The 26892-nt window shown below is 72.7% G+C and carries 21 protein-coding genes; 15 read left to right on the forward strand and 6 right to left on the reverse strand.

Annotation, left to right across the window (positions count from 1 at the left end; translation table 11 throughout):
* Window positions 1-83: 83 nt before the first annotated feature.
* The 9 genes from CLT72_RS26665 to CLT72_RS26705 all read left to right on the forward strand — a co-directional run bounded on the left by CLT72_RS26665 (window position 84) and on the right by CLT72_RS26705 (window position 13644).
* The gene (locus tag CLT72_RS26665) at window positions 84-1148 is read left to right on the forward strand and encodes a BMP family lipoprotein (RefSeq protein WP_089002083.1); all 1065 of its coding nucleotides are present in this window, start codon (window positions 84-86) and stop codon (window positions 1146-1148) included.
* 264 nt (window positions 1149-1412) lie between these two features.
* Window positions 1413-2963 (forward strand): ABC transporter ATP-binding protein, encoded by a 1551-nt coding sequence (locus CLT72_RS26670; protein ID WP_350822179.1) that lies wholly within the window; start codon window positions 1413-1415, stop codon window positions 2961-2963.
* Window positions 2960-4291 carry an ABC transporter permease gene (locus CLT72_RS26675; protein ID WP_101414102.1) on the forward strand — a complete coding sequence of 444 codons (1332 nt, stop codon included), beginning with the start codon at window positions 2960-2962 and terminating at the stop codon, window positions 4289-4291. The genes CLT72_RS26670 and CLT72_RS26675 overlap by 4 nt, the downstream gene beginning before the upstream one ends.
* A gap of 3 nt (window positions 4292-4294) precedes the next feature.
* Complete coding sequence (locus CLT72_RS26680; RefSeq protein ID WP_101414103.1) at window positions 4295-5575, forward strand: ABC transporter permease; 1281 nt, start codon at window positions 4295-4297, stop codon at window positions 5573-5575.
* Between the two features lie 145 nt (window positions 5576-5720).
* Window positions 5721-9737, forward strand: a complete 4017-nt coding sequence (locus CLT72_RS26685; protein WP_486484333.1) for an SGNH/GDSL hydrolase family protein — start codon at window positions 5721-5723, stop codon at window positions 9735-9737.
* Between the two features lie 162 nt (window positions 9738-9899).
* Complete coding sequence (locus tag CLT72_RS26690) at window positions 9900-10700, forward strand: hypothetical protein (RefSeq protein WP_144082337.1); 801 nt, start codon at window positions 9900-9902, stop codon at window positions 10698-10700.
* Between the two features lie 102 nt (window positions 10701-10802).
* The gene (locus CLT72_RS26695) at window positions 10803-11510 is read left to right on the forward strand and encodes a cytidine deaminase (protein WP_101414106.1); all 708 of its coding nucleotides are present in this window, start codon (window positions 10803-10805) and stop codon (window positions 11508-11510) included.
* A gap of 61 nt (window positions 11511-11571) precedes the next feature.
* Window positions 11572-12852: a thymidine phosphorylase gene (locus CLT72_RS26700; RefSeq protein ID WP_101414107.1), complete on the forward strand. Its 1281-nt coding sequence runs from the start codon at window positions 11572-11574 to the stop codon at window positions 12850-12852.
* A 111-nt stretch (window positions 12853-12963) separates the two neighbouring features.
* Window positions 12964-13644 carry a DUF4272 domain-containing protein gene (locus CLT72_RS26705; protein WP_101414108.1) on the forward strand — a complete coding sequence of 227 codons (681 nt, stop codon included), beginning with the start codon at window positions 12964-12966 and terminating at the stop codon, window positions 13642-13644.
* Between the two features lie 7 nt (window positions 13645-13651).
* On the opposite strand, the gene CLT72_RS26710 is transcribed toward CLT72_RS26705, so the two are convergent.
* The 5 genes from CLT72_RS26710 to CLT72_RS26730 all read right to left on the reverse strand — a co-directional run bounded on the left by CLT72_RS26710 (window position 13652) and on the right by CLT72_RS26730 (window position 19158).
* Window positions 13652-14551 carry a putative RNA methyltransferase gene (locus tag CLT72_RS26710; protein WP_101414109.1) on the reverse strand — a complete coding sequence of 300 codons (900 nt, stop codon included), beginning with the start codon at window positions 14549-14551 and terminating at the stop codon, window positions 13652-13654.
* 1 nt (window position 14552) lies between these two features.
* The gene (locus tag CLT72_RS26715) at window positions 14553-15197 is read right to left on the reverse strand and encodes a response regulator transcription factor (RefSeq protein ID WP_101414110.1); all 645 of its coding nucleotides are present in this window, start codon (window positions 15195-15197) and stop codon (window positions 14553-14555) included.
* A complete protein-coding gene (locus CLT72_RS26720; protein ID WP_101414111.1) occupies window positions 15185-16402 on the reverse strand; it encodes a sensor histidine kinase in 1218 nt (405 codons plus the stop codon). The genes CLT72_RS26715 and CLT72_RS26720 overlap by 13 nt, the downstream gene beginning before the upstream one ends.
* On the reverse strand, window positions 16399-18573 hold the full coding sequence (locus CLT72_RS26725; protein ID WP_158242075.1) for an MMPL family transporter: 2175 nt from the start codon (window positions 18571-18573) through the stop codon (window positions 16399-16401). Before CLT72_RS26725 ends, CLT72_RS26720 begins: the two co-directional genes overlap by 4 nt.
* A 111-nt stretch (window positions 18574-18684) precedes the next feature.
* Window positions 18685-19158 carry a MarR family winged helix-turn-helix transcriptional regulator gene (locus CLT72_RS26730; RefSeq protein ID WP_101414113.1) on the reverse strand — a complete coding sequence of 158 codons (474 nt, stop codon included), beginning with the start codon at window positions 19156-19158 and terminating at the stop codon, window positions 18685-18687.
* Window positions 19159-19217: 59 nt separating this feature from the next.
* Here CLT72_RS26730 and yczE point away from each other — a divergent pair, with 59 nt between their 5' ends.
* From yczE to CLT72_RS26750, 4 genes are all read left to right on the forward strand, one after another.
* Window positions 19218-19847 (forward strand): membrane protein YczE, encoded by a 630-nt coding sequence (gene yczE / locus CLT72_RS26735; RefSeq protein WP_101414114.1) that lies wholly within the window; start codon window positions 19218-19220, stop codon window positions 19845-19847.
* Complete coding sequence (locus CLT72_RS26740) at window positions 19835-20404, forward strand: NADPH-dependent FMN reductase (protein ID WP_101414115.1); 570 nt, start codon at window positions 19835-19837, stop codon at window positions 20402-20404. Before yczE ends, CLT72_RS26740 begins: the two co-directional genes overlap by 13 nt.
* Window positions 20401-20814, forward strand: a complete 414-nt coding sequence (locus tag CLT72_RS26745) for a PPOX class F420-dependent oxidoreductase (RefSeq protein ID WP_089002069.1) — start codon at window positions 20401-20403, stop codon at window positions 20812-20814. The genes CLT72_RS26740 and CLT72_RS26745 overlap by 4 nt, the downstream gene beginning before the upstream one ends.
* A 167-nt stretch (window positions 20815-20981) precedes the next feature.
* Window positions 20982-22061 (forward strand): adenosine deaminase, encoded by a 1080-nt coding sequence (locus CLT72_RS26750; protein ID WP_101414116.1) that lies wholly within the window; start codon window positions 20982-20984, stop codon window positions 22059-22061.
* A 12-nt stretch (window positions 22062-22073) separates the two neighbouring features.
* On the opposite strand, the gene CLT72_RS26755 is transcribed toward CLT72_RS26750, so the two are convergent.
* On the reverse strand, window positions 22074-22595 hold the full coding sequence (locus tag CLT72_RS26755; RefSeq protein WP_231925784.1) for an ATP-binding protein: 522 nt from the start codon (window positions 22593-22595) through the stop codon (window positions 22074-22076).
* Between the two features lie 277 nt (window positions 22596-22872).
* Between CLT72_RS26755 and CLT72_RS26760 the strand changes: the two genes are divergently transcribed.
* Entirely contained in the window at window positions 22873-26403 is a 3531-nt protein-coding gene (locus tag CLT72_RS26760; protein ID WP_101414117.1) for a nitrate- and nitrite sensing domain-containing protein, read from the forward strand.
* Window positions 26400-26804 carry a roadblock/LC7 domain-containing protein gene (locus CLT72_RS26765; protein WP_067370442.1) on the forward strand — a complete coding sequence of 135 codons (405 nt, stop codon included), beginning with the start codon at window positions 26400-26402 and terminating at the stop codon, window positions 26802-26804. Before CLT72_RS26760 ends, CLT72_RS26765 begins: the two co-directional genes overlap by 4 nt.
* Window positions 26805-26892 lie beyond the last annotated feature (88 nt).

Below are 26892 nucleotides of genomic sequence, written 5' to 3' on the forward strand. Positions count from 1 at the left end.
CAGCGCAGGCCGGCTCAAAGGGCTGCCACCGTGCAGGACGCGGTGTGCAATGGGAAGGAGACGTCTTGCGCTCGATGCGTGGGATGCGGATCGCCTCCGCCGTCGCGGTGGGTGGGCTCGTGCTGGGCGCCGCCGCGTGCGGTGAGGCTCCCGAGGAGAACAACAACGCCGGCAGTGGCGACAAGAAGTACACCGCCTGCATGGTGACCGACGTCGGCGGCATCGACGACAAGTCGTTCAACACCTCCGCCTGGAAGGGCCTGGAGGAGGCCAAGAAGGCCAACGACAAGATCGACATCAAGTACGTCGCGTCGAAGGCCGAGGCGGACTACGAGGTCAACCTGACCCAGTACGTCAACCAGAAGTGCGACTTCATCCTGGCCGTCGGTGGCCTGATGGGTGACGCCACCTCCAAGATCGCCAAGGCGAACCCGAACCAGCAGTTCGGCATCGTCGACGCGAAGGTCCCGGAGACCAACGTCTACCCGATGCAGTTCGACACCGCCCAGGCCGGCTTCCTCGCCGGTTACCTGGCCGCCGGCATGACCAAGAGCGGCACGGTGGGCACCTACGGCGGCCTGCCGATCCCGCCGGTCACCATCTTCATGGACGGCTACGCCGACGGCGTCGCGCACTACAACAAGACCAAGAGCAAGACGGTCAAGGTCGTCGGCTGGGACAAGGCCGCCCAGAAGGGCTCCTTCACCAACGACTTCGTCAAGCAGGACGAGGGCAAGAAGGTCAGCGACGCGCTGGTCGCCCAGGGCGCCGACATCATCATGCCGGTCGCCGGCGGCGCCGGCCTCGGCACCACCGGCGCGGCCAAGGCGTCGGGCGGCAAGTACAACACCATCTGGGTGGACGTCGACGGCTGCGAGAGCACCCAGGACTGCGCGGCGATCATCACTACCGTCGAGAAGAACATCCCGGACGCCGTCAAGGAGGCCGTCGTCAAGGCCGCCAACGGCGAGAAGCTGTCGGCCACCCCGGGCTACCTCGGCAACCTGTCGAACAACGGCGTCGGGCTCGCCCCGTACCACGAGTTCGACAGCAAGGTCCCGGCCGAGCTGAAGGCCGAGATCGACAAGCTGAAGGCGGACATCGCCGCCGGCACCGTCACCGTCACCTCCGCGGCCCAGCCGAAGTGAGGCTCCGCCGGCCACCCGCGGTGAGACGATCACCCCGGTAGGCCGGCGAGCGGTACAGCACGACGACCCGGCCGCCCCGGCGTCGCGGGGGAAACCCCCACGGCGCCGGGGCGGCCGATCCGCACCACCCGACGACGGCCCCGCGCCGCAAGCGGTACATCGGCAGCTACGCTGCACCATCGCTTCGCACTCCAGGAGGTTGCGCTGAGACTCGAACTGCGCGGCATCACCAAACGGTTCGGTGATCTGGTCGCCAACGACCACATCGATCTGACGGTGGAGCCTGGAGAGATCCACGCCCTGCTCGGCGAGAACGGCGCGGGCAAGTCGACCCTGATGAACGTGCTCTACGGGCTCTACCAGCCCGACGAGGGCGAGATCCTGGTCGACGGCGCGCCGCTGAAGCTGCGGGGCCCGTCCGACGCGATCGCGGCCGGGATCGGCATGGTGCACCAGCACTTCATGCTGGTGCCCGTCTTCACCGTGACCGAGAACATCATGCTCGGCGCCGAGCAGGTCAAGGGCGGCGTCGCCGGCTTCCTGGACCGACGGCGGGCCCGGCGCGAGGTCGCCGAGGTCTCCGAGCGGTACAACCTGCGGGTCGACCCGGACGCGGTGATCGAGGACCTGCCGGTCGGCATCCAGCAGCGGGTGGAGATCGTCAAGGCGCTCACCCGCGACGTCGACCTGCTCATCCTCGACGAGCCGACGGCCGTGCTCACGCCGCAGGAGACCGAGGAACTGCTCACCGTGATGCGGTCGCTCAAGGCCGCCGGCAAGTCGATCGTCTTCATCACCCACAAGCTGGGCGAGGTCAAGGCCATCGCCGACCGGATCACCGTGATCCGGCGCGGGAAGACCGTCGGCACCGCCTCCCCCGAGGCGAGCCGGGACGAGCTGGCCGCGCTCATGGTCGGCCGCAGCGTGCGGCTCACCGTCGACAAGGAGGCCGCCACCCCCGGCAAGCCGGTCCTGGAGGTCTCCGGCCTGGTCGTCGACGACGACCGGCAGGTCCGGGCGGTCGACGGGATCGACCTGACCGTGCACGCGGGCGAGGTGCTCGGCGTCGCGGGCGTGCAGGGCAACGGCCAGACCGAGCTGATCGAGGCGATCATGGGGCTGCGCCCGACGCTCGCCGGCACGGTCACGCTCGACGGGCAGCCGGTCCACGGCTGGTCGACCAAGAAGGTGCTCCGCGCGGGCGTCGGCTACGTGCCCGAGGACCGCAGCGTCGACGGCCTGGTCAAGGAGTTCTCCGTGGCGGAGAACCTGGTGCTCGACATCTACGACCGGCCGCCGTTCGGCAAGGGCCTGGCGTTGCAGCCGGACGCCATCGCGAAGTCGGCCAGGGAGCGGATCGAGCAGTTCGACGTCCGCACCTCCTCGGCCGACGCGCCCGTCGGCACCCTCTCCGGCGGCAACCAGCAGAAGGTCATCGTGGCCCGGGAGCTGTCCCGGCCGCTGAAGCTCTTCATCGCCGCCCAGCCGACCCGCGGTGTCGACGTCGGGTCGATCGAGTTCATCCACAGCCAGGTCATCCGCGAGCGGGACGTCGGCACCGCCGTCATGGTGGTCTCCAGCGAGCTCGACGAGGTGATCGGCCTGGCCGACCGGATCGCGGTGATGTACCGCGGCCGGATCATCGGCATCGTCGGCCCCGACACCCCGCGCGAGGAGATCGGCCTGCTGATGGCCGGCATCATCCCGGACGCGGCCCCCGCCGCGGCGGACGGCACGACCCCGGCCGCGCCGACGGCCGACGGCGCCGCGGCGGCCCCGACCGCCGGGAGCCCTGTCAACGAGGACGAGGCATGACGAACCCGAACCCCCCGTCGGGCTCCCCGGACAAGGAGCCGGCGACCGAGGCGCACGCCGCGCAGGCCGCGCTCGGCAACACCGAGCGCGCCGAGACGGCCACCTCCCCGAAGGTCCCGGCCCCGGAGCCGAAGCCCTCGCTGGGCCGGCTGTTCCTGGACAACCTCTGGGCGGCCAACACCTTCACGGTGACGCTGCTGTCGCTGGTGCTGGCGATGATCGTCGGCGCGATCCTGATGATCGTGTCCGACCCCGAGGTGCTGGCCACCTACAGCTACATCACCGCCCGCCCGGCCGACGCGCTCGACGCGAGCTGGACGCTGGTCAGTGAGGCGTACGGGAACCTCTTCAAGGGCGCGGTCTTCGACCCGGACGCGGTCGGCTTCCAGGCGGCGATGAGCCCGATCTCGGAGACGCTCACCTACACCGCGCCGCTGGTCTTCACCGGCCTGTCGGTGGCGCTGGCCTTCCGGGGCGGCCTGTTCAACATCGGCGCCCAGGGCCAGGCCGTCATGGGCGTGATCCTGGCCGCGCTGGCCGGCTTCCTGCTGCCGCTGCCGCCGGGCCTGCACCTGCTCGTCGCGGTGCTCGCCGGCGCGCTCGGCGGGGCGATCTGGGGCTTCATCCCGGGCATCCTCAAGGCGCGTACCGGCGCCCACGAGGTGATCAACACGATCATGCTCAACTACATCGCCACGTACTTCCTGACCTGGATCATCGTGCAGAACGGCGTCCAGGACCCGAACCGTACGGACGCGATCAGCCGCCCGGTCGACGGCTCGGCCCAGCTGCCCCGGCTGCTCGGCGACGGGCTGCGGGTGCACGCCGGCATCATCCTGGCGGTGCTGGCGACCTGGGCGGTCTGGTGGCTGCTGAACCGCTCCACGCTCGGCTTCGAGCTGCGCGCCGTCGGCGCCAACCCGGACGCCGCGCGGACCGCCGGCATCAGCGTCACCCGGACGTACGTCCTGATCATGGTCTTCGCCGGCGTCCTGGCCGGCCTCGGCGGTTCCAACATGGTGCTCGGCTCCACCGCCAGCGCGCTGACCCCGCTGGTCGTCGCGCAGATCGGCTTCGACGGCATCCTGGTGGCGCTGCTCGGCCGGGTGAAGCCGTGGGGCGTCGCGCTGGCCGCGCTGCTCTTCGGCGCGCTCCAGGCCGGCGGCAACCGGATGCAGTCCTACTCGGGGATCTCCCTGGAGCTGGTCACCGTGCTCCAGGCGCTGATCGTCATCTTCATCGCCGCGCCGGCCCTGGTGAAGGCGATCTTCCAGCTCCGGGCCGCCCGCGCGGCCCGGTTGCAGACGAGCCTGGCGAAGGGCTGGTAACTCATGTCCACCATGGCTGTCGAAGACGTCGCGGTCGCCCCCGTGGACCAGGGCTTCTGGACCCGTACCCGCAAGGTCGGCGCCGTGCTGCTCGCCCTCGGCCTGCTGGCGACGGTGCTGTTCGGGGCGCTCGCCACCGGCGAGCAGGCCCGCTTCACCCTCAGTGAGGACGCCGCCGGCGCCGCCCTGAAGATCCACGGCACGGTCGGCGCGATCCTCTTCGGCCTCGTCGCGGTCGCCGCCGGGGTCGCGATGCTCGCCGGGCTGCCGAAGCGGTGGTTCACCGTCGTACTCGGCGTCGGCCTGGTCGGCTTCGTGCTGTCGTTCCTCTGCTGGCAGGTCTCCGACGCGCCGGCCGGGCAGAACTTCATGCCGCTGGTCAACATCCTCCGGGGCACGTTCATCCTGGCCCTGCCGCTGGTCTTCGGCGCGCTGGCCGGCGTGCTCTGCGAGCGCTCCGGCGTGGTCAACGTGGCCATCGAGGGCCAGCTGCTGATGGGCGCCTTCAGCGGCGCGCTCTTCGGCAGCCTCTCCGGCAACGTCTGGGTGGGCCTGGTCGCGGCGGCGATCGGCGGCGCGTTCATCTCGCTGCTGCTCGCCGTCTTCTCGATCCGCTACCTGGTCGACCAGGTCGTCATGGGCATCGTGCTCAACCTGCTGGCCGTCGGCGTCACCGGCTTCCTCTACGAGCGGCTGATGCAGACCAACGCGCAGAAGTACAACAGCGCCCCCCGGTTCAGCAACTGGGAGATCCCGCTGCTGTCGGACATCCCGCTGCTCGGCCCGGCGCTGTTCCGGGGCAACATCTTCCTCTACCTCGGCCTGCTGCTGGTGCTGGTCATCCACATCGCGCTGTTCCGCACCCGCTGGGGCCTGCGCACCCGCTCGGTCGGCGAGCACCCCACCGCCGCCGACACCCTGGGCGTCAAGGTGCTCGGGCTGCGCTACCGCAACGTGCTGCTCGCCGGGGTGGTGGCCGGCATCGGCGGCGCCTCCTACACGCTGGCCCTCTACTCGTTCACCAAGAACATGATCGGCGGCAAGGGCTTCATCGCCCTCGCCGCGCTGATCTTCGGCCGGTGGAGCCCCACGGGTGCGCTGCTCGCGGCGCTGTTCTTCGGCTTCGCCGACCAGCTCGCCACCTACCTGGGCGCCATCAACAGCGCGATCCCGAGCCAGTTCCTCGCCATGCTGCCCTACCTGGCGACGATCCTGGCGGTGGCCGGGCTGGTCGGCCGGGTCCGGGCACCGGCCGCCGACGGCAAGCCGTACATCAAGGGCTGAGCGCAGGCGACAGCCACGGGCCGCGTCCACCACCACTGGTGGACGCGGCCCTTGCCGTGCGGGTGACGGTGATCTGGCGATGATCCTGTGATGACGCCCCCGGTCAGCCTTCTACGCAGATTCCCCTCGTCTGCGTGAGGTGAGTATGAAGCGGTCCCTAGCCGCAATGGCGACGCTGATCTGCGCCGCTACCCTCCTTCCCTCGTCCATCGCGACTGCGAAGTTCGCCGCGCCCGAGACCGGCCCGACCGCCGCGTCCGCGCGCCCACCGGAGAACCGTCGTGCACCTCGGCCACCCGCCGATCCGGACCGGGTCCGCGACCCCGACCGCCGTCTGGGGCCGGCATGGCGGCGGTCGGCTGATCGCGCCGTCACCACGTCCGGCGACGCAACCGGCCTACATCTCCTCGTCGCCGACGAGGCACAGGCGTACGCCTGGCGGACCGCGGCGACCCTCGCGGAACCCGGCTTCGACACCGACCAGTGGATCGGGCAGGCCTGCGTCACCGGCTCGGGCCGGCGCGCCGTCGTGGTGTACGCGCCGCGGACCTTCACCAACCGCGAGCTGCTCATGCAGCGAGGCGGGTTTGCCGCAGTCGTCGACCTGAAGACTGGTGCGGTCACGAAGCTGCCCGAGCGGGTGTCGCTGGCCTACCACAACCCCGGGTGCGGCAGGGGCGAGAAGGCGGTTCTGTCGCGGCTGGAAATGCCGGCCGAGCCTGGTCAGGCGGCCCACACCTGGCTCGGCACGGTCGACACGGCGCGGCCGACCTCGCCGGTGCGAAAGGTGCGCGCCGCCGGCCAGGTCTCCTCTGTGCTGCCGGTGCGCGACGGCCTGATCGGCTCGAAGGGCAACAGCCTGGTCCGGATCGGTGCCGGCGGTGCACTGACCCACCTGGCAACGACGGGGGGCACGCCCTTCCGGATGCTCGCCGACGGTCGGGACGCGGTGGCGTTCCAGATCGTGCGTGACGGCCGGACCGAGTTCAAGCGGTTCGCCGCCGGGAAGGTGTCCCACCACGGGGCGGTCCCGCAGGGTCAGGTCAAGCTCCGGCCCGGAGCGGGCGGCCGGGTGTTCGCTGTCGGCGGGCGGGCAGAGGCCGGTACGGCGGGCCGGCTGCCGCGTAGCTGGCGGGCGATCGACGGCCTGCCCGACGCGGACGTCTCCACTACCGGTGCTCTGGTTGTCCAGCGGGCCACCACGGGTCGGGAGGCCGCTGGGCAGTTGGCGGAACGGCCGGACAACGGGCGACCGGAGCGGGTGGACATCAGGACAAGCCGGACGGCCGACGACTCGGAACTCCGTTTCTCGGTCGAGCCACGGGTGGACCACGCCGGGCGGCGGCTCTCGCCCGCACTGCGTGGCCGGCCCGCCGCCAGCGGGCAGGGCAGTTCCCGGACGACCGCGACGGCGGGCGACCCCAACGTCCCGACGGACCCTGACGGCGCCTGCGCGGTGTCCCGCAACGACAAGACGCTTCAGGTCTACCAGCCGACAGTGGCCCAGATGGAGTGGGCGGCCAACCTCGCGGTGCGTAACCAGCTGACGTTCCAGCGACCCGCCAACTGGAGCAACAACTCCATGCCGGCCTACTCCCCACAAGGCATGTTCCCGTCGATGGCGCTCTTCGGCGGCGGCTACGTGCCCGCGCAGATCTTTCTGGGCATCCTCGCCCAGGAGTCGAACCTCTGGCAGGCGAGCCGGCATGCCGTGGACGCCTCCGTCGGGAATCCGCTGACCAGCCTGGGTTACTACGGTCTCGACCTCCAGGACCCGGACTTCAATCTGATCAATTTCGACGAGACCAAGGAACCGCGTCCGGACTGCGGATACGGCGCGGGTCAGGTGACCTCGGGCATGCGGAAGTCCGAGACCGGCCGGACCCTCGCCGGGGTCACGTGGGACTACACGAAGCAGAAGGCGGTCGCGACGGACTACGCCACCAACGTGGCGGCGGGTCTGCGGATCCTTCAGGACAAGTGGAACCAGACCCGTGCCGCCGGGCTGATCGCCAACGACGGCGACCCGAAGTACCTGGAGAACTGGTGGTTCGCCGTCTGGGCCTACAACACCGGCTTCTACGCACAGAACCCGCAGGCCCCAACCCTGCCCTGGGGCGTGGGCTGGGCGAACAACCCCGCCAACACCGACTATCCTGCCGATCGCAAGCGGTTCCTGACGGCGCCGCTCGACGTGGACAACCCGGGCGACGAGGACGATGTCGATGACGACATCGGCTACGACAACGCGAAACACCCCAACCACTGGTCGTACCCCGAACGGGTGATCGGCTTCGCCTACACGTCGCTGATTCGCTACAACTACAAGCTGGAGACGTTCTCCCCGACGTACGTGACGGCGGCGGCACGGCAGCCGGACGTCGCGCACGCGGCCCGCTACACCTTCTGCGAACCGCAGGTCAACGACTGCGATGAGACCCTGCCACCGAAGGTGCCGGGCGACTACCCGACCACCAAGGCGGGGGCGTGCCAGCGCGACGACCTGAAGTGCTGGTGGCACGGCCCGGTCACCTGGACGGACTGCTCGATCAACTGTGGACTGGAGAACCGTAGGTACACGACGGTCGAGCCCCGGCCGTACGCGAACGCAGGCGACAACATCCACCCGACCCCGGTCAACGCGGACGGCACCTGCAAGGTGGAGGGTCTCCCCAGCGGCGTACGGATCATCGACGACATCTCGACCACCGTGCCGCTCGGCGCGGAGGGCTGCCGGCCCACGTTCACGTCGGGCGGTACGTTCAGCCTCAACTTCGCCAGCCACACCCAGCCGGACGGCGACGTGGTGAACCCCGGCAAGGTGGACTTCCACCAGATCGGGGCCGGCTTCGGCGGGCACTTCTGGTTCACCCACACCTACAAACAGTCGGAACACCCCACGTACCGGGTCACCGGCACCTGGAACATCAACCCGACCAACGCCTGGACCCGGATCTGGGCGCACATGCCGGACCACGGCGCGCACACACGGCAGGCGAAATACGTCATCCGCCGGCCGAACGGCACCACCGAACAGCGCATCATCCCCACGCAGTGGGAGTCCAACAAATGGGTCAACCTGGGCGTGTTCGACCTGACCGGAACGGGTAGCCCCAGGGTCGAGTTGAGCAACTTCACTTTGGACGGCGAAGGTATCCAGGACGTCGCCTTTGACGCCATCGCCGTGCAACCGTTGCCCAGCAAACCCCGGCACTTCCTGGTGGCGCTGGGCGACTCGTACTCCTCGGGTGAAGGGACGGGCGACTACACGCGGGTCAGCGACCAGTACGGCGACGACAAGGCGTGGCGGAACTCCTGCCGGCGCAGCGTGCACGCCTGGTCGCAGCAGGCGACGATTCCCGGCGCGCCCGGGACCGTCGCGTCGTTGACGGCGCAGCACCACCAGAACATCGACGCACAGTTCGTGGCGTGCAGCGGAGCGCGGGCCCACAATCTGATGAGCCCGAGCCTGCTCTCCGGCGGTGCCTGGCAGGGCGAGCCGGCCGTGGGCCAGTACGGGGAGATCAGCCAACTCGATCAGGGATCGCTGAACACCAACACCACGGCGGTGATGCTGTCCATCGGCGGCAACGACGCCCGGTTCACGAAGATCGGCATGTCCTGTGCGACAGGCATCGACTGCAGCGCGCCGGACTACCGCATGGAGGGCGACGACAAGCCGCTGGGGGAGAAGCAGGAGGAACTGATCAACGGTTACGTCAGGCAGTCGATCCAGGAGGTCGTACGACAGGTCCGACTCCGGGCGCCAAACGCCGCCATCTTCGTGATGGGATACCCGCACCTGTTCGACACGCCCTGTCAGTACGCGGTGGTGCTGCCGCCGTCGATCCCGTTCGGCTTCTCGTCCACCGAGACGCAGTTCCTCAACGGGCTCTCCGACAAGATGGTGTCGGTGCTTCCGTCGGACGCCGCCAACCGGGTGTACGGCATGGACGCGCGCAGTGAGTTCGCCGATCACAACATCTGTGGCAGCTCCGAGGCTTATCTGCACGGCGCGCGGGTCGGGGACGCGGCCGTGGACGACGACGGGGACCCCAAGCAGTTCTCCAGTATGGAGACGCTGCACCCCACCCAGGCGGGCAACCAGGCGTATGCCCGGGTCCTGACCGACTACATGGGTCTGTTCAACTACCGGTGGTAGGTATCCTGCGGGGCCTGGCCGAAGTCCGACCAGGCCCCGCAGGCCGGGAGGCATCAAGTGAAGCGGTTACGTGACGCGGTCCTCGCCGGCGTCCTGGGCGCCGTCGGCGCCGGGCTGCTGACCTCTCTCTGGCAGTCCGAGGTCCACGCGCAGGCGGACTGCGTGCCGGACAACGTCGGTGGCTGCCTCGGGTGGGGGATCCCGGTACTGCTCATCGGACCGTACGCCGCCGTCGCCGCCATCTGGGCGACGTTGCGTGCCCTGGCCGTCGACCGTCCGCTGCTGTCCGCGCTGTTCGGCGCCCTCGCCACCGCCAGCGGCACGCTGCTCTACGAGGCGGGGCATCCACGCTGGGTTCCGCCGCCGGTGTGGCTGGCGGTGCTGCTGGGTGCTGTGGGGTTCGCCGTCGGGACCGCGATCGGCGGCGGCCGTACACGCTTGCTCCAAGCCGTCCTGGCCGGTGTCCTGGCTGTTCCGCTCGCCGCGTTTCCGTTTCTGCGTCAGGAAACCCGAAGCGACGTCCGCGAGGACGGGTTCGCCCGCCTCGGGTTGCCGCTCCTGGTGCCGCAGGTGGAGGGCTACCAGGTGGTCTTCGCACGCGCCGAACTGCGCGACCCCATGTTGGCGGTGACCGTGATGAAAGGGGACCGCCGGATATCGATCTCGGTGCTGCCGCTGCCGGCCGACTTCGCTCCACCACAGCGGTGCGGTCCGACGGTGGCTGAGGTCTCAGTGCGTGACATCGTCACCGCGCCAACCAGGACGAACGGACCCTGTCAGCGGGTGGAACCGGAGCACTGGGTGCGCGTCGAGAACGACCAGCGCGTCCACCTGCTGCGTCGCGACGGCGCATTCGTACAGGTCAGTCGCGGCGATGACGTTCCCGACGTGGACGTCGAGGCGGCCGCCGCGACGCTGACCCTGGTCAGCCCGCGGCGGCTGGCCGAACTGAGCGTCAGGTGACGGCCGCGTCGGGCAGCCGGACGCCGGCGTCGGAGCGTGCCGGCCACCACCCACGCGCACCCTTCCTACGCCCGGCCCGTGGGGATTCGGCAGAATGATGGAATGACTGAGATCGACTGGGAACGGCTGCGGGACGCCGCCACCGAGGTGATGCGGCACGCGTACGTGCCGTACTCGAAGTTCCCGGTCGGGGCGGCCGCGCTGGTCGACGACGGCCGGGTGGTGGTCGGCTGCAACGTGGAGAACGCCGCGTACGGCGTGGTGCTCTGCGCCGAGTGCGGCGTCGTCTCCTCGCTGCACGCCACCGGGGGCGGCCGGATCGTGGCCCTCTCCTGCGTCGACGCCACCGGCGAGCCGCTGATGCCGTGCGGCCGGTGCCGCCAGCTGCTCTGGGAGCAGGGCGGGCCGGAGTGCCTCATCGAGGCGAAGGACGGCCCGCTGCGGATGGCGGAGCTGCTGCCGCACGCCTTCGACGTGGCCGACCTGGAGGCCGTGACCGGGGAGGCCCCGGTGCCCGTGGTGCCGGATCGGCTGGCCGCCTGGCGTGGGCGCGGCACGGTCTTCGTGCACCCCGACCTCTCCGCCGGCCAGCAGGTCTGGACGGCCTACTGGGAGCGGTCGGCGGGCGACGACGAGGGCGCCGAGACCGGCGTGCTGGAGGAGGGCCCGAGCTGGGGCGACCCGGCGGAGGCGATCACGTGGGGTCTGGCCCGTACGCCCCGGGTGGTGGTCGTGGACGCCTCGGGCGCGATCTTCTGGGCCGGCGAGGGTGAGCCGCCGATGGAGATCCCTGCCCGCTGGGGTGGTTGAGCCGAGCCCTCGGTGGGCACGGCCCGTCGACCCGTTCGCAACGACTGATAGGAACTCAAAGGTGAGTGCTTTCACGGCGGTTGACGTCATCCGGGTCAAGCGGGACGGGGGTGTGCTCTCCGACGCGCAGATCGACTGGGTGGTGGACGCGTACACCCGGGGGGTGGTGGCCGACGAGCAGATGTCGGCGCTGGCCATGGCGATCCTGCTGCGCGGCATGACCGCACCCGAGATCGCCCGGTGGACCGCCGCGATGATCGCCAGCGGGGAGCGGCTCGACCTCTCCGCCGTCGACCGGCCGACCGTCGACAAGCACTCGACCGGCGGCGTCGGTGACAAGATCACGCTGCCGCTGACCCCGCTGGTCGCCGCGTGCGGCGCCGCCGTGCCGCAGCTCAGCGGCCGGGGTCTCGGGCACACCGGCGGCACGCTGGACAAGCTGGAGTCGATCCCGGGCTGGCGGGCGGCGTTGAGCAACGACGAGTTCACCGCCCAGCTCCGCGACGTCGGCGCGGTGATCTGCGCGGCCGGCGCCGGGCTCGCCCCGGCCGACCGCAAGCTGTACGCGCTGCGCGACGTGACCGGGACCGTCGAGGCCATCCCGCTGATCGCCAGCTCGATCATGAGCAAGAAGATCGCGGAGGGCACCGGCGCGCTGGTGCTCGACGTGAAGGTCGGCTCCGGCGCGTTCATGAAGTCCGTCGAGCAGGCCCGCGAGCTGGCCCGGACGATGGTCGAGCTGGGCGGCGCGCACGGCGTACGGACCGTCGCCCTGCTCACCGACATGTCCACCCCGCTGGGCCTGGCCATCGGCAACGCCGTCGAGGTGACCGAGTCCGTCGAGGTGCTCGCCGGGGGCGGCCCCGCCGACGTGGTCGAGCTGACCCTGGCGCTGGCCCGCGAGATGCTCGACGCGGCCGGGCTGCCGGACGTCGACCCGGAGGCCGCCCTGCGCGACGGCCGGGCGATGGACTCCTGGCGGGCGATGATCCGCGCCCAGGGCGGGGACCCGGACGCCCCGATGCCCACCGCCAACGAGGTCGAGGTGGTCCGCGCGGACACCGACGGCCACGTCGCGGCGATCGACGCGTACGACATGGGGGTGGCCGCCTGGCGGCTCGGCGCCGGACGCGCCCGCAAGGAGGACCCGGTCAGCGTGCCGGCGGGGGTGGTGCTGCACAAGCGCCCGGGCGAGGCGGTGCGGGCGGGCGACCCGCTCTACGAGCTGCGCGCGCAGGACGCCGCCCGCATCCCGGCGGCGCGGGACGACGCCGCGCGGGCGGTGCGGATCGCGCCCGTCGCGCCCGCCGCGACGCCGCTGGTGATCGAGCGGATCGGCTGAGCGCGGCGGTCGCCGGGGCGGCATGGTGTCCGCCCGTTCGGACCGCTATCCTCCCTGGCCAAGGGGGGACAACCGGCGCCGAGTCGTCGCGAGCAGACAGGATCTTTCGCCGTGACCGTACCTGCCCCCGATCCGCGGGAGGTGCGTGAGGCGAGCCTGGACGAACTGTCCCGGCTGGGCCTCCCGCTGCCGCCCGCCCAGTTCCCGCTCGTGTGGGAACCCGGCGACCAGATCGAGCTCCGCCCCACGGTGGAGATCGAGGCCCGCATCGCGGTGCTGCACCTGATCCTGGCCCGCTGCTTCGGGATGCCGCCGCAGGCGGCGATGAGCTGGCTGCTCGCCTCGCACCTGGTGGAGATGGTCACGCCGCCGGAGTTCCAGTTCGTGACCGGCGGCAAGGGCGACCACCGGTCGTTCGTGCTGCACCACGACGCGCTCTTCGCCCTGGCCTGGGTGCTCGGCCTGACCAAGCAGCTCGACCCGACGCTGCCGGTCGACGAGCGGCTGGTGGAGCGGATGCCGCACATCCCCGAGGGGGAGACCTTCGGCCAGTGGCGGGCCCGGATCCTCACCGCCCCGCAGCACCCCGCCGACGCGGCCGCCCTGCTGGACCTGCACTACTGCCTGGACTGGGCGTACCTGGAGACGGAACGGTCCGGCCGGACGCCGCCCGGGCTGGTCGACGCCAACGCGATCGGCCAGCGCCGCTGGGCGCTGGAGTGGGCGGTGATGCTGCGAGGGCCGTACCACGACGAGCCCCCCGGCTGGGAAGAGGTCGACCTCTCCACCTGAGGGACGGTCAGCGCGGGGTGGGGCGCCAGACGGTCAGCCGCACCGCGACGGTCACCCGGACCGGCTCGGCGAGCCCGGCGACCCGGGCGGCGAGCCCGGCCGGGTCGGTGTGCCAGGCGCTGGGGCCCATCCCGACCAGCGTCGCGACCTCCGGGCCGGTCAGCGCCAGCTCGCGCCGGTGCTCGGCCGCCGCCACCTCGGTGAAGTGCCCGCCGAGGCTCTCGGCGACCCGGTCCGCCTTGGCCGGGTCCACCCGCAGCAGGCCGAGGGCGCCGACCAGTTCGGCGAGATGGTCGGCGGCCGGCGTGACCACCAGCAGGGACCCGGCCGGGTCGAGGACCCGGTGGAACTCGGCGCCGTTGCGCGGCGCGAAGACGTTCAGCAGCACGGCGGTGCCGGCATCGGCCAGGGGCAGCCGCTGCCAGGTGTCGGCGAGCGCCGCCGCCGCGCGCGGGTGCGCGCGGGCGGCCCGACGCAGCGCCGGCTTCGACACGTCGAGGGCGAGACCCACGGCGTCCGGCAGCGCCGCCAGCACCGCCGCGAGGTGCCGGCCCGTCCCCGCGCCGGCGTCCACCACCAGGGGGTACGTCCCGTCGGCGTGCGCCCCGGCCGGCAGGCGCCGAGCAGCCGTCACGCCGTCGACGGCCTCCGTGGCGGCGGCGGCGAGGGCGGCCGAGATGAGGTCGTAGTGGCCGGCGGAGAGGAAGTCGGCGCGGGCAGCCACCATCTCTGCGGTGTCGCCGGCGTGCGGGGCGCGGCCGGCGAGCAGGTTGACGTAGCCCTGGCGGGCCACGTCGAAGCTGTGCCGGCGCGGGCAGCGCAGCGCGCCGGCACCACCGGTGGCGACCTCGGCCAGCGGCTCGGCGCAGACCGGGCAGCGGAGACGGTCGACGATGCGGGGGTCCACGTCAGGCGTCCAGGAAGGTCAGCACCGCGCGTACCCGGCGGTGGTCGTCGTCGCAGTCGCGCAGGTCGAGCTTGGCGAAGATCGAGTTGATGTGCTTGCTGACGGCCTTCTCGGTGACCACCATGCGCTGGGCGATCGCCCCGTTGGAACGCCCCTCGGCCATCAGCGCCAGCACCTCGTGCTCGCGCGGGGTGAGCCGGCGCAGCGGCGCGGCCCGGGTCGGCCGGGCCAGCAGTTGCGAGACGACCTCCGGGTCCATCGCCATCCCGCCGTCGGCGACCCGGTGCACCGCGTCGACGAACTGCGTCACGTCGGCCACCCGGTCCTTGAGCAGGTAGCCGACCGATCCCGCGCCGTCGGAGAGCAGTTCCCGGGCGTAGAGCTGCTCGACGTACTGGGAGAGGACCAGCACCGGCAGGCCGGGGATCCGTTCCCGGGCGGCCAGCGCGGCGCGCAGCCCCTCGTCCGTGTGGGTGGGCGGCAGCCGGACGTCCACCACCGCCACGTCGGGGCGGTGCTCGAGCAGTGCGGCGAGCAGCTCGTCGCCGGTCTCCACGGCGGCCACCACCTCGTCGCCGTACGCGGTGAGCAGCCGGATCAGCCCGTCGCGCAGCAGCGCCAGGTCCTCGGCGATCACGACTCGCACGGCAGCTCCACGTCGACCACCGTAGGCCCACCCGCGGGCGAGTCGATCCGGACCCGGCCGTCGAAGACGGCGAGCCGCCGCCGGATGCCGGCCAGCCCGGTGCCCCGCTGCGGGTCGGCGCCGCCCCGCCCGTCGTCGGAGACGGCCAGCCGTACCGTGTCCGCCGTCCCGCGCAGCCGTACCGCCACGCGCGCCGCCCCGCTGTGCCGGGCCGCGTTGGTGATCAGTTCGGCGGCGGTGAAGTAGAGCGCCGACTCCAGCGGGGGCGCCAGCCGGCCGGGCAGGTCGACGTCCAGGTCGACCGGGAGGGCCGCGCCGAGGGCGAGGGCGGCGAGGCCGCCGGCGAGCCCCCGGTCGGCGAGCACCGGGGGGTGGATGCCGCGTACCACGTCGCGCAGCTCGGACAGGGCGGTGCCGGCGCTCGTACGGGCCTCCGCGACCAGCCCACGCGCCGCCTCGGGATCGCGGGCCAGCAGCTCCTCGGCGAGGCCGAGGTTCATCGCCATCGCGACCAGCCGCGCCTGCGCGCCGTCGTGCAGGTCCCGTTCGATCCGGCGCAGCTCGGCCGCCTGCGCGTCGACGCTCTGCGCACGGGTGTCGGCCAGTTCCACGACCCGCTCGGCGAGGGCCGCCCGCGCGGTCGGTCCGAGCAGCGCACGGGTCAGCGCCCCGTCGAGGTGGACCAGCCCCCGGGGCAGCCAGTACGCCCCCACCCCCACCAGCAGCGCGGGCACCACGGCCAGCGCGGCGTTGCCCAGCGAGTCGATCGGCAGGCCCAGGTAGTTGTCGACCGCGCCGGGGGCGACCGTGTGGATCACCGGCAGGGCGAGGCCCTGCGCGACGCCGAGCCAGAGCCCCACGGCGAGGAGCAGGGCGACCGGGGCGTAGGCGAAGTGCGTGAACAGGTACGCGACGTCCCGGTAGGTCGCCGGGTCGCCGGCCATCGTCCGCAGCCGGGCCGCCAGCGGGCCGGACACGGGCCGGTACGGCGAGCGGACCGGCGGCCCGGGCACCCGGTGGCGCTGCCGGCCCAGCAGCCTCCGGGTGCCGGCGAGGGTGCGGTCGAGCAGGGGCAGGCCGACGCCGAGCAGGCTGAGCCCGGCGGTGAGGAGCGTGGCCAGCGCGAACAGCATGCCCGCGCAGGCCAGCCCCGCCGCGACAGCCAACTGGTTCAGCTCGCGCCGAGCCCGCCGCACCCCGCTCATCGGGCCATTGTCCCAGCCGGCGCCGCGTCCTCGGCCGGCGTGGGGGCCGGGGCGGGCTCCGGCGGGACGCGCGTCGCCGGCGGGGACGCCACCACGGCCGGCTCCGGACGGGTACGGGCCGGCCAGAAGGCCACCCGGCCGGTGAGCGCGGTCGACGCCGGCACCAGCAGCCAGGAGAGCCCGAACGTGGCGATCAGCACGCCGACGGCGACGGCGAGCCCGATCTGGGCCATCATCGGCGACGCGACCAGCACCCCGAAGCTGCCGGCCAGGATCACCCCGGCCGCGGCGACGGCCGGTCCGCTCCGGCGTACCGCCTCCTCGGCGGCCTGGCGGGGCGGGCGTCCCGCGCGCAGTTCCTCCCGGAGCCGGGCGACCATCAGGATGTTGTAGTCGGTGCCGATCGCGGTGACGAAGAGGAACACGACCAGCGGCAGTTGGAAGTTGAGCCCGTCCTGCCCACCGAGGACCTGGAACACCAGCACGCTGGTGCCCAGGGTGGCGGCGAAGCCGAGCGCCACGGCGGCGAGGAGACCCAGCGAGGCGAGCAGCCCGCGCAGCATCAGCAGCAGGAGCAGCCCGATCAGCCCGGCGGCCACCGGGAGGACCAGCCGCAGGTCCTCGTCGAGCACGGCACGGATGTCGGCGAAGGTGGCGGTCTCCCCGCCGACGTACGCCCGGGTGCCGGGCGGCGCCGCCGCGTGCGCGGCCGGCCGCAACCCGGTCTCCACGGCGTCGATGGCCCGCTGCGAGTACGGCGGCTCGGCGAGCAGCACCCGCACGCGGGCCACGCCGTCGGTGACCTCGACGCCGGCCGGGGCCGCCACGATCGGCACCTCGGCGAGTCGTCCGGCGAACCGTTCCGCGGCGGCGTCGTCGACGCCGGGGCCGGTGAGGTAGACGTCGGTCGGGGAGAGGGTCCCGGCGGGCAGCCCGGAGCGGAGCCAGTCCAGGGCCCGGGCCGACTCGGAGCCGGGCGGCAGCGCGTCGAGTTCGTAGCTGGGCCGGTGGTGCAGCGCGCCGAGGCCGAGCAGCAGGAGCGCGGCGAGGGTGGTCAGCACGACCCGGGCGGGCCGGCGGGCGACCAGCCGGCCGGCGCGGGCCGCCAGCCCCGTCGGCGCGGCCCCGCCGTCGTCCGGCGCAGTGAGCTTTGCCGGCCAGTACGCCCGGCGGCCGAGCAGCGAGTAGACGGCGGGGAACAGCGTCAGCGCGGCGGCCACCATGAGCAGCACGGCGACGGCCAGGGCCGGCCCGAGTACCTGGAAGGAGGCCAGCCGGGAGAGCACGAGGGCGCCGAACGCGACGGCCACGACCAGGGCGGACACGGTGACCGGGCCGCCGATGCGGCCGACCGCGTGGACCATCGCGGCCCGGCGGTCCTCGCCGGCCCGCAGCCGTTCCCGGTAGCGGAAGAGCAGGAAGACCGCGTAGTCGGTGCCGATGCCGAGCAGCACGACCGGGAGCAGGCCAGTGGTGGAGGCGTCCAGCGGGTACCCGAAGACCTTCGCGCCCAGCGCGAGCAGGCCGGTGGCGGCCTGCGCGACCAGCAGTACCAGGAAGAGGTTGAGCAGCGCGATCGCCGGGCTGCGGAACACGACGAGCAGCAGGATCAGGATCACCAGCACCATGGCGCCGTTGACGATCATGTCGAGCAGGAAGCTGTCGGCGGCGGCGGCCGCCTGCCCGGTCCAGCCGGCGACCAGTCCGCTGCCCGCCAGCGCGTCGTCGGTGGCGTCGCGCAGCCGTCCGACCGCCTGCACGGTGGCCTCCTCGTGCGCGTCACCGGCCAGGCGGGCCTCGGTCAGGCGCAGCCGCCCGTCCGGGGCCGCCGCGCCGGGGGTCACCTCCGTGACGCCGGCGACCCGGAGCTCCTGCGGCAGCCGGTCGAGTCGGGCGCTGTCGTCGGCGGTCAGCGGCGCCCCGTCGGCGCGGCGGACGACCAGCACCGCGCTGCTGCCGGGCGGCTCGGGGAACATCCGCGCCGCGATGGCGGCGGCCTGCGCTGACTCGTACCGGGCCGGCAGGATGTCGGCCTGACTGTCGGCGGGGCGCGGTCCGCCCGGGCCGTAGACGGCGAAGGTGGCGGCGGTCAGCGCGGCGATGGCGAGCAGCCAGCCGGCGATCACCCGCCCCGGACGGTGGACCACCGCTGTGGCCAATGTCGTGAACACGTGCAACTCCCCGCGTCGGCTCCTACCTGTGCCGTTGACGCTAGGGAGCCGGCCGGGGCACTTCGATGGTGCGCGTACGCCGGTTCGATGGTGGTGCCTGCACCACCGCGGTCAGTCTCGCGCGGCGTCCCGGCCGGTGAGGTGGTCGACCACCCGGTGGGTGAGCGCGTCCAGCGCGGCGACCTCGTCGGGGGTCAGCAGGTCGATGAGGTGCCGGCGGACGGCCGCGACGTGGCCGGGGGCGGCGGCCTCGATGGCGCGCCGGCCCTCGGCGGTGAGTACGACGACGGCGCCGCGCCCGTCCGAGGCGCACTCCTCGCGGGTGACGAGGCCGCGCTGCTGCATCCGGGTGAGGTGGTGGGAGAGCCGGCTGCGCGACCAGAGCATCCGGTCGGCCAGCTCGCTGAGCCGCAGCCGCTGGTCGGGCGTCTCCGAGAGGTCGGAGAGGACGTCGTAGTCGGGTTCGGAGAGCCCGGCGTCGCGCATCAGCTCGCGGGCCAGCTCCAGGTCGAGCAGGCGGCGCATCCGCCGGTAGCCGCGCCAGGCGCTCTGCTCCCGCCCGTCCAGCCAGCGTGGTTGCTCCATACCGACCATCCTAGCGATCTGGTTGACATGTCATCAACCTGCCTCCTAGGGTGAGTGACATGTCAACCAGATCGCCGGGCCGGCTGGTCCGCCTGCTGAGCGGCCTCGTGCTGTTCGGCGTCAGCGTGGCCCTGATGGTCCGCGCCGACCTGGGTCTCGCGTCCTGGGACGTGCTGCACCAGGGCCTCGCCGCCCGGACCGGGTTGCCCCTCGGGCAGGTGGTGAACCTGGTCGCCCTCGCCGTTTTGCTGCTCTGGATCCCACTCCGGCAGCGCCCCGGCATCGGCACCGTCGCGAACGCGGTGGTGGTCGGCGTCGCGGCCGACGTCGCGCTCGCCGTCCTGCCGCCCGTGGCCCCGGTCGCGGGCCGGGTCGGCCTGCTGCTCGTCGGCATCCTGCTCAACGGGCTCGCCACGGCCCTCTACCTCGGGGCCCGCCTCGGCCCCGGGCCGCGCGACGGCCTGATGACCGGGCTGGCCGCCCGCGGCCTGCCGATCGGGCGGGTACGCACGGCCATCGAGCTCGGCGTGCTCGCCCTCGGCTGGGCCCTCGGCGGCACCGTCGGCCCCGGGACCCTCCTCTTCGCCGTCAGCATCGGCCCGCTGGCGCAGCGCCTCATCCCGAAGTTCACCGTGCCGGCCCCGGTCCGGCCCGTCACCACAGGAGCGACCTCGCCATGCCCTGCCTGACCGTCATCGTCGCCAGCACCCGGCCCGGCCGCGCGGGCCGCCGGATCGGCGACTGGTTCACCGCCGTCGCCACCGCGTACGACGCCTTCCACGACGTACGCCTCGTCGACCTCGCCGAGGTGGGCCTGCCCTTCCACGACGAACCGCACCACCCCTCCGAGGGTCGCTACCTGCACCGGCACACCCGGGAGTGGAGCGCCACCGTCGCCGCCGCCGACGCCTTCGTCTTCGTCATGCCGGAGTACAACTACGGCTTCAGCGCGCCGTTGAAGAACGCGATCGACTACCTCTACACGGAGTGGCAGTACAAGCCGGTCGGCTTCGTCAGCTACGGCATGACCTCCGGCGGCCTGCGCGCGGTCCAGATGATCAAGCAGGTCGTGACCACCCTCAAGATGATGCCGGCCAACGAGGCGGTGACCGTGTTCCTGCGGCAGGCGCTGGACGACACGGGGGAACTCGTGCCGGACCCGGGGCGTGACGCCGCCGCCACGGTGCTGCTCGACGAGCTGGCCCGGCTGGCCGCCGCCCTCGCCCCGCTGCGGGTGACGGCGTGAACGCCCGGCTGTGGGAGCTGTTCGGCGAGCGCGGCCGGGGCGTGCTGGTGACCCTGCGCCGCGACGGGCGGCCCCAGCTGTCCAACCTCGACTTCCTCGCCGAACCCGGCCTGATCCGCTGCTCCACCACCGGCGACCGCGCCAAGGTGCGCAACCTGCGCCGCGATCCCCGGGCCAGCCTGCACGTCACCACCGCCGACGGCGGGGCCTACGCGGTCGCGGAGGGCGTGGTCACGCTCAGCCCGCCGGCGGCGGCGACCGACGACGCGAGCGTCGAGGAACTGGTCGAGGTCTACCGACGGATCCGCGGCGAGCACCCCGACTGGGCCGACTACCGGGCGGCGATGGTCGCCGACGGCCGCCTGGTGCTCCGGCTCGCCGTCGACCGGGTGTACGGCTGGCGTCCCTGACCCGCGCCGGGCAGGTCCGGCCACCGTGCCGGGCAGGTCCGGCCGGGCGACGCGGGGCGTCCGGCCGGAACGGGCGCCGGTGGCGCGGGGCCGGCGGGACGGCGCGCCGAGCGCCGATCCGTGCCGGTCCCGTCGGTCGGCCCGGCGGCGCCGACTAGGGTCTGTGCATGGTCGCGACAATCCGTTACGAGGACATCGTCAAGGTCCCGAAGGCGCTGCTGCACGATCACCTCGACGGCGGCCTGCGGCCGGCGACGATCGTCGAGCTGGCCGCCGAGGCAGGCCACGAGCTGCCCACCACCGATCCCGAGGCGCTCGGTCGGTGGTTCGTCGAGGCGGCAGACTCCGGCTCCCTGGAGCGCTACCTGGAGACGTTCGCGCACACCGTCGCCGTCATGCAGACCGCGTCGTCCCTGCGGCGGGTGGCCCGGGAGTGCGCCCAGGACCTGGCCGCCGACGGGGTGGTCTACGCCGAGGTGCGGTTCGCCCCCGAGCAGCACCTGGAGCGGGACCTGACCCTGGACGAGGTGGTCGAGGCGGTGCTCGCCGGCTTCGTCGAGGGCAGCGCGCTGGCCGCCGAGGCGGGCACCCCGATCCGGGTCGGCACCCTGCTCACCGCGATGCGGCACGCCGCCCGGTCCCAGGAGATCGCCGAGCTGGCCGTCCGGCACCGGGACACCGGGGTGGTCGGCTTCGACATCGCCGGCGCCGAGGCGGGCTTCCCGCCCACCCGGCACCTGGACGCCTTCGAGTACCTCCAGCGGGAGAACTTCCACTTCACCATCCACGCCGGCGAGGCGTTCGGCCTGCCGTCGATCTGGCAGGCGATCCAGTGGTGCGGGGCGGACCGGCTCGGCCACGGGGTGCGCATCGTGGACGACATCACGCCCGGCCCGGAGCCGGTGCTCGGGCGGCTGGCCGCGTACGTGCGGGACAAGCGGATCCCGCTGGAGCTGTGCCCGTCGTCGAACGTGCAGACCGGCGCCGCGCCGTCGATCGCCGAGCACCCGATCGGGCTGCTGCGGGACCTGCGGTTCCGGGTGACGGTCAACACCGACAACCGGCTGATGAGCGGCACGTCGATGTCGCGGGAGATGGCCCTGCTGGTGGACGCCTTCGGCTACGGCTGGAAGGAACTCCAGTGGTTCACCATCAACGCCATGAAGAGCGCCTTCATCCCGTTCGACGAGCGGCTGAAGATCATCGATGAAGTGATCAAGCCCGCGTACGGCAAGCTGCTGGGCTGACCGCGGCAGGACTCAGGAGCGGTGCGGGTGGCCGGCGAGCATGCCGGCCACCGCGCGCAGCACCTCGCCCGCCCGGGCCGCCTCGGCGCCCAGGCCGGTCTGCCGCCGCAGCACCGCCGGCTCCGCGCGCAGCAGCGCCAGGCCGCGGCGCACGAGCACCCGGGGCGCCTTGCGCTGTTCGGCGAGGTCGCGGGCCAGGCGGCGGACGAAGGTCGCCCCCCGGGGCCGACGCAGGGCGTACGCCCCGGCGAGCACCCCGCGCCGACGGCACTCCTCGACGATCTCGGCCGCGAAGATCCCTTCGGCCACGAAAAGTGGCGAACCGGCGACCTCGAATGGCCGGGTGGACACCCGCCGGTCCGCACCGATCGCGTAGACCGGCACATCGGCCCTGCCCTCCCTGGCCAACCGGGCAATCGTCTCCACGGCCGCCGCAGCGTCCCAGGAGCGGGGCGACTCCCAATCCACCAGGCCGTTTCGTCGCGGCAACGTAGGGTCGTCGCCGTTCTTGTAGAAGTCGTCCAGGCAGAGCACCGGAAGGCCGGTTCGCTGCGCTATGTACGACTTTCCGGACCCGGAAGGCCCAGCGAGCAGGACAACGCGATGGGGGTGCTTCATTACCTTCAGTTACTCCGGCCAGACGGATTGCTATCAAATTGCATCAACATCTCATCACACCTCCCGCTGCGGCCAACCTGGGCTTTCTCTTTCGCAGGTGGCGTGATGGAATCTCGAATGGTCCGGCCCGTGGGGTCGGCCGCTGGGCATGTCCAGGAGCAACGCAGTTCCAGAATTTCGCGAGGGCGGTGACGTGAGCAAACGGCCAAAGGCGGCGGGCTCCTTCCTGTCGCGTCTGCGCCGGCCGACCGGTCGGCTCCGCGACATGCCGATCTGGTCCAAGCTCGGTCTCATCATGATCGTGCCGACCATCGCCACGGTGGTCGTGGGCACCAGCGGCCTCGTCGACCACCTGGAGACCCTCAACAACGCCAACCGGGCCGGTGACCTGGCCAACCTCGTCGGCTACTCGGGTGACCTGGTCGACACCCTCCAGGACGAGCGCACCAACGCGCTGCGCCTGCTGGGCGTGCCCCGCGGTCAGGACAGCGCCCGCTACAAGCAGGCGTACGAGCAGGCCAACGCCCGCGTCGACAAGGCCAAGGGGCCGTACTCGCAGCAGCGGGCCGAGGTCGAGGACCTCCCGGCCAACCTCGACACCCTGCTGGGCGACATCGACCAGACGCTGACCGACCTGCCCGGCACCCGCAGCCAGGTCTTCAACGGCAAGCTCGGGCTCGTCCCGGCCATGCAGGCGTACGACGGCCTGATCGACGACCTGATCAGCATCCGCGACTCGGCCACCCAGCTCGCCGGCGACAACGAGCTCAGCGACCAGATGCGCGCGTCGACCGCCACCGCCCGCAACAAGGAGTTCCTGTCGCGCCGCCGGGACGTGGTGCACCGGGCCTTCATCCAGCAGCGACTCACCCCCAACCTGCGCAACGAGTACATCGCCACCAGCACCGGCTCCAGCCAGTGGTTGCAGAGCTTCCAGGTGGTGGCGAGCCAGCCGGAGCAGGAGTACTACGCCCAGGTGGTCGCCGGCCCCGACCTGCGCGAGGCGAACACCTACAACAGTTGGCTCAACGGCATCACCACCGCCGACAGCCTGACCGGCGCGCCGTTCGACGCGGACGAGTGGGACGCGGCGATGGTGGCCAACGCCAAGCTGATCCGTACGGTCGAGTCGAAGATCGACCGCGAGGTCGTCGCGGGCGCCGAGAAGCTGCGCTCGGACGTGCAGCGTCAGGTGTTCCTGGAGACCGGCCTGCTGCTGAGCATGCTGCTCCTGGCGATCCTCTTCGCCTACCTGGTCGCCCGCTCGATGGCCCGCTCCCTGCGCGACCTGCGTCAGGGCGCGCTCTCCATCGCCCAGTACGGCCTGCCCCAGGCCGTGGCCCGGCTGCGCGACCCCAAGGTGACCGGCCAGCTCTCCCCGGTGCAGCTCGCCAACCAGATCGCCGAGCCGCTGCCGGTGCGCAGCAAGGACGAGTTCGGCCAGGTGACCGAGGCGTTCAACGCGGTCCACCTGGAGGCCGTCCGCACCGCCGCCGAGCAGGCCGCGCTGCGGGCGTCCGTCGCGACGATGTTCGTCAACCTGGCCCGCCGCTCGCAGATCCTGGTCGACCGCCTGATCGGTCACCTCGACCGGCTGGAGCGCGGCGAGGAGGACCCGGACCGGCTGGCCGAGCTGTTCCAGCTCGACCACCTGGCGACCCGGATGCGCCGCAACGACGAAAACCTGCTGGTGCTCGCCGGCGCCGACTCCACCCGCGTGCAGCGGGAGCCGGCCGCCCTGATCGACGTGCTCCGGGCCGCCCAGTCCGAGGTCGAGCACTACACCCGCATCGAGTTCGGGGTGATCGACCGCGACATCGAGGTGGCGGCGCACGCCGTCAACGACCTGGTCCACCTGGTCGCCGAGCTGTTCGACAACGCCACCGCCTTCTCCCCGCCGGACTCGCACGTCATGGTGGAGGCCCGGCGCGTCGGCGACCGCGCGTCGCTCTACGTGGAGGACCGGGGCATCGGGATCAGCCCCGAGCAGCTCCACGACCTCAACGAGCGGCTCGCCACGCCGCCGCAGGTGGACGTGGCCGTCTCGCGGATGATGGGCCTGGTCGTGGTCGCCCGGCTGGCGTCCCGGCACGGCGTCAAGGTCGAGCTGCGTCCGGGCACCGACCGGGGGACCGTCGCCGAGGTGGTCATGCCGACCTCGGTGCTCGTGCCCCGGGCGCTCTCCGGCCGCCCGCAGTCGGCGCCCGCGCTGCCGCCGCCCGGCCCGCGCTCGTCCGGCCCGGCCCCGGCCTTCGGCGCCCTGCCGGCCCTCGGCAACGGCCCCGCCAACCCGATGCCCACGCAGCGCCCCGGCGAGTCCGGCAACCAGGTCACCCTGGGCGGCCGGCCGTTCGACCCGGCGCCGCGCAACGGGGCCGGCACACCCGCCTCGGCCGGCGCGGCGCGGTCGATGCCGGCCTGGTCGGACCTGACCGGCGCCAGCGGCTTCAACGGGGGCGAGGCCTTCCAGCCGCGCACCTCGAACGGCCAGTCGATCGACCCGCTGCCGCAGCGGCGGTCGGCCGACGACCAGGACGCCACGGGTCAGCAGCAGCCCGTCCCGCGGCAGCTGCCCAGCACCCCCGAGGCCCGGCCGTACTCCGTCCCGCCGGTCTCCGCGCCGCCCGTGCCCTACGCGGGCCCGCCGGTGTCGACCCCGCCGGTGCCCTACTCCGCGCCGCCGGTGTCCAGCCCGCCGGTCTCCGGCATGCCGGTCTCGGCGTCGCCCGTCTCCGGCCACCCTTACTCGGGTCCGCCGGTCTCGGCCGCGCCGTACTCCGGCATGCCGGTCTCGGCGCCGCCGACCAACCCGCTGCCCCAGCGCCAGGGTCCCGGCGCGCCGGGCCCGGCCACGCCGGCGCCGCCGGCCTGGCCGCCGGTCGCCGGTGGGGACCGGGACGCGGCGACCCCGCCGGTGCCCGAGCGTCTGGCCGCCGCGCTGGACATGACCACCGAACTGCCGCGGGTGCCGCGCTCCGGCGCGCCGGCCCCGGCCGCTCCCGCGCCGACCCCGGCCGCCCCGCAGACGCGGCCGGCCACGCCGCCGGTCCAGAACAGGCAGCGGTACGCGGACGAGACGATGGAGCTGCCGATCTTCCGGGAGCTCGAGTCGGCCTGGTTCCGTACCCGCCGCCCGGGGCCGGAGGAGGCGGCGACGGCCGCCGCGAATACGCCGACCGACAGTGGATCGACCCAGCAGTTCGCCCGGGTCGACGCCGGCGGTCGGGCCGTGCAGCCGACACCACCCGGGACGACAGGTAACGCACCGATGGCAGACACTCCGGCGGCCGGAGGAGCGCCGCGCGAGAACGGATCGACGGCCAACGGGGGTGCCCGCCCCGGCTTCGCCGACAGCTTCGGTCACCGGCGGTCCGCTCAGCAGCAGACGGGCAGTTGGCAGACCGCGGCCGACGACGGGTGGCGTGCCGCCACCGCGGCCACCGAGGTGCCCGTCGCGGCGACCACCTCGACGGGGCTGCCGAAGCGCACCCCGATGGCGCAGTTGGTGCCCGGCGCGGTGGAGAAGCCCACCACGTCGGTGCAGCGGCGTACGCCGGAGGGTGTCCGCGGCCTCCTGTCGGCCTACCATCGGGGCGTGCAGCGGGGTCGTACGAACCCGTCGGACAACCCGACCAGCCCGGAGGCGACTCCGGGAGGGCAGCAATCCTCGCAGTCTGGCTCAGGCCCGGTGGCCGGGAGCGGGCAGAAGGAGCAAGAACGATGACAACTACGCAGGATCTCGGTTGGCTGCTGGCCAACTTCGCCGACCGGGTACCCGGTGTCGCGCACGCGGTCGCCGTCTCCGCGGACGGCCTGCTCCTCGCGTCGTCACGGGACCTCCCGCGGGACCGGGCGGACCAGCTGGCCGCCATCGCGTCCGGCCTGGTCAGCCTCACCCAGGGTGCGGCCCGCTGCTTCGAGGGAGGCGCGGTGTTGCAGACAGTGGTGGAGATGGACAATGGCTTCCTGTTCCTCATGTCCATCTCGGACGGCTCGTCGTTCGCGGTGCTCGCCGCCCGCAGCTGCGACGTGGGGCAGGTGGGCTACGAGATGGCCCTGCTGGTCGACCGGGTGGGCGACGCGTTGACCCCGCAGCCACGTGCGGCTGCGGGCATGCTGGGCTGACGACCCGTTGACCCGTGAGGTCGGCGGGCCGACGACGACAACGACGACGACGGGCTCCAACCGGAGCCGGTGCCGGGTGCGAGGGAGG

The sequence above is a fragment of the Micromonospora sp. CNZ309 genome, assembly GCF_002846525.1.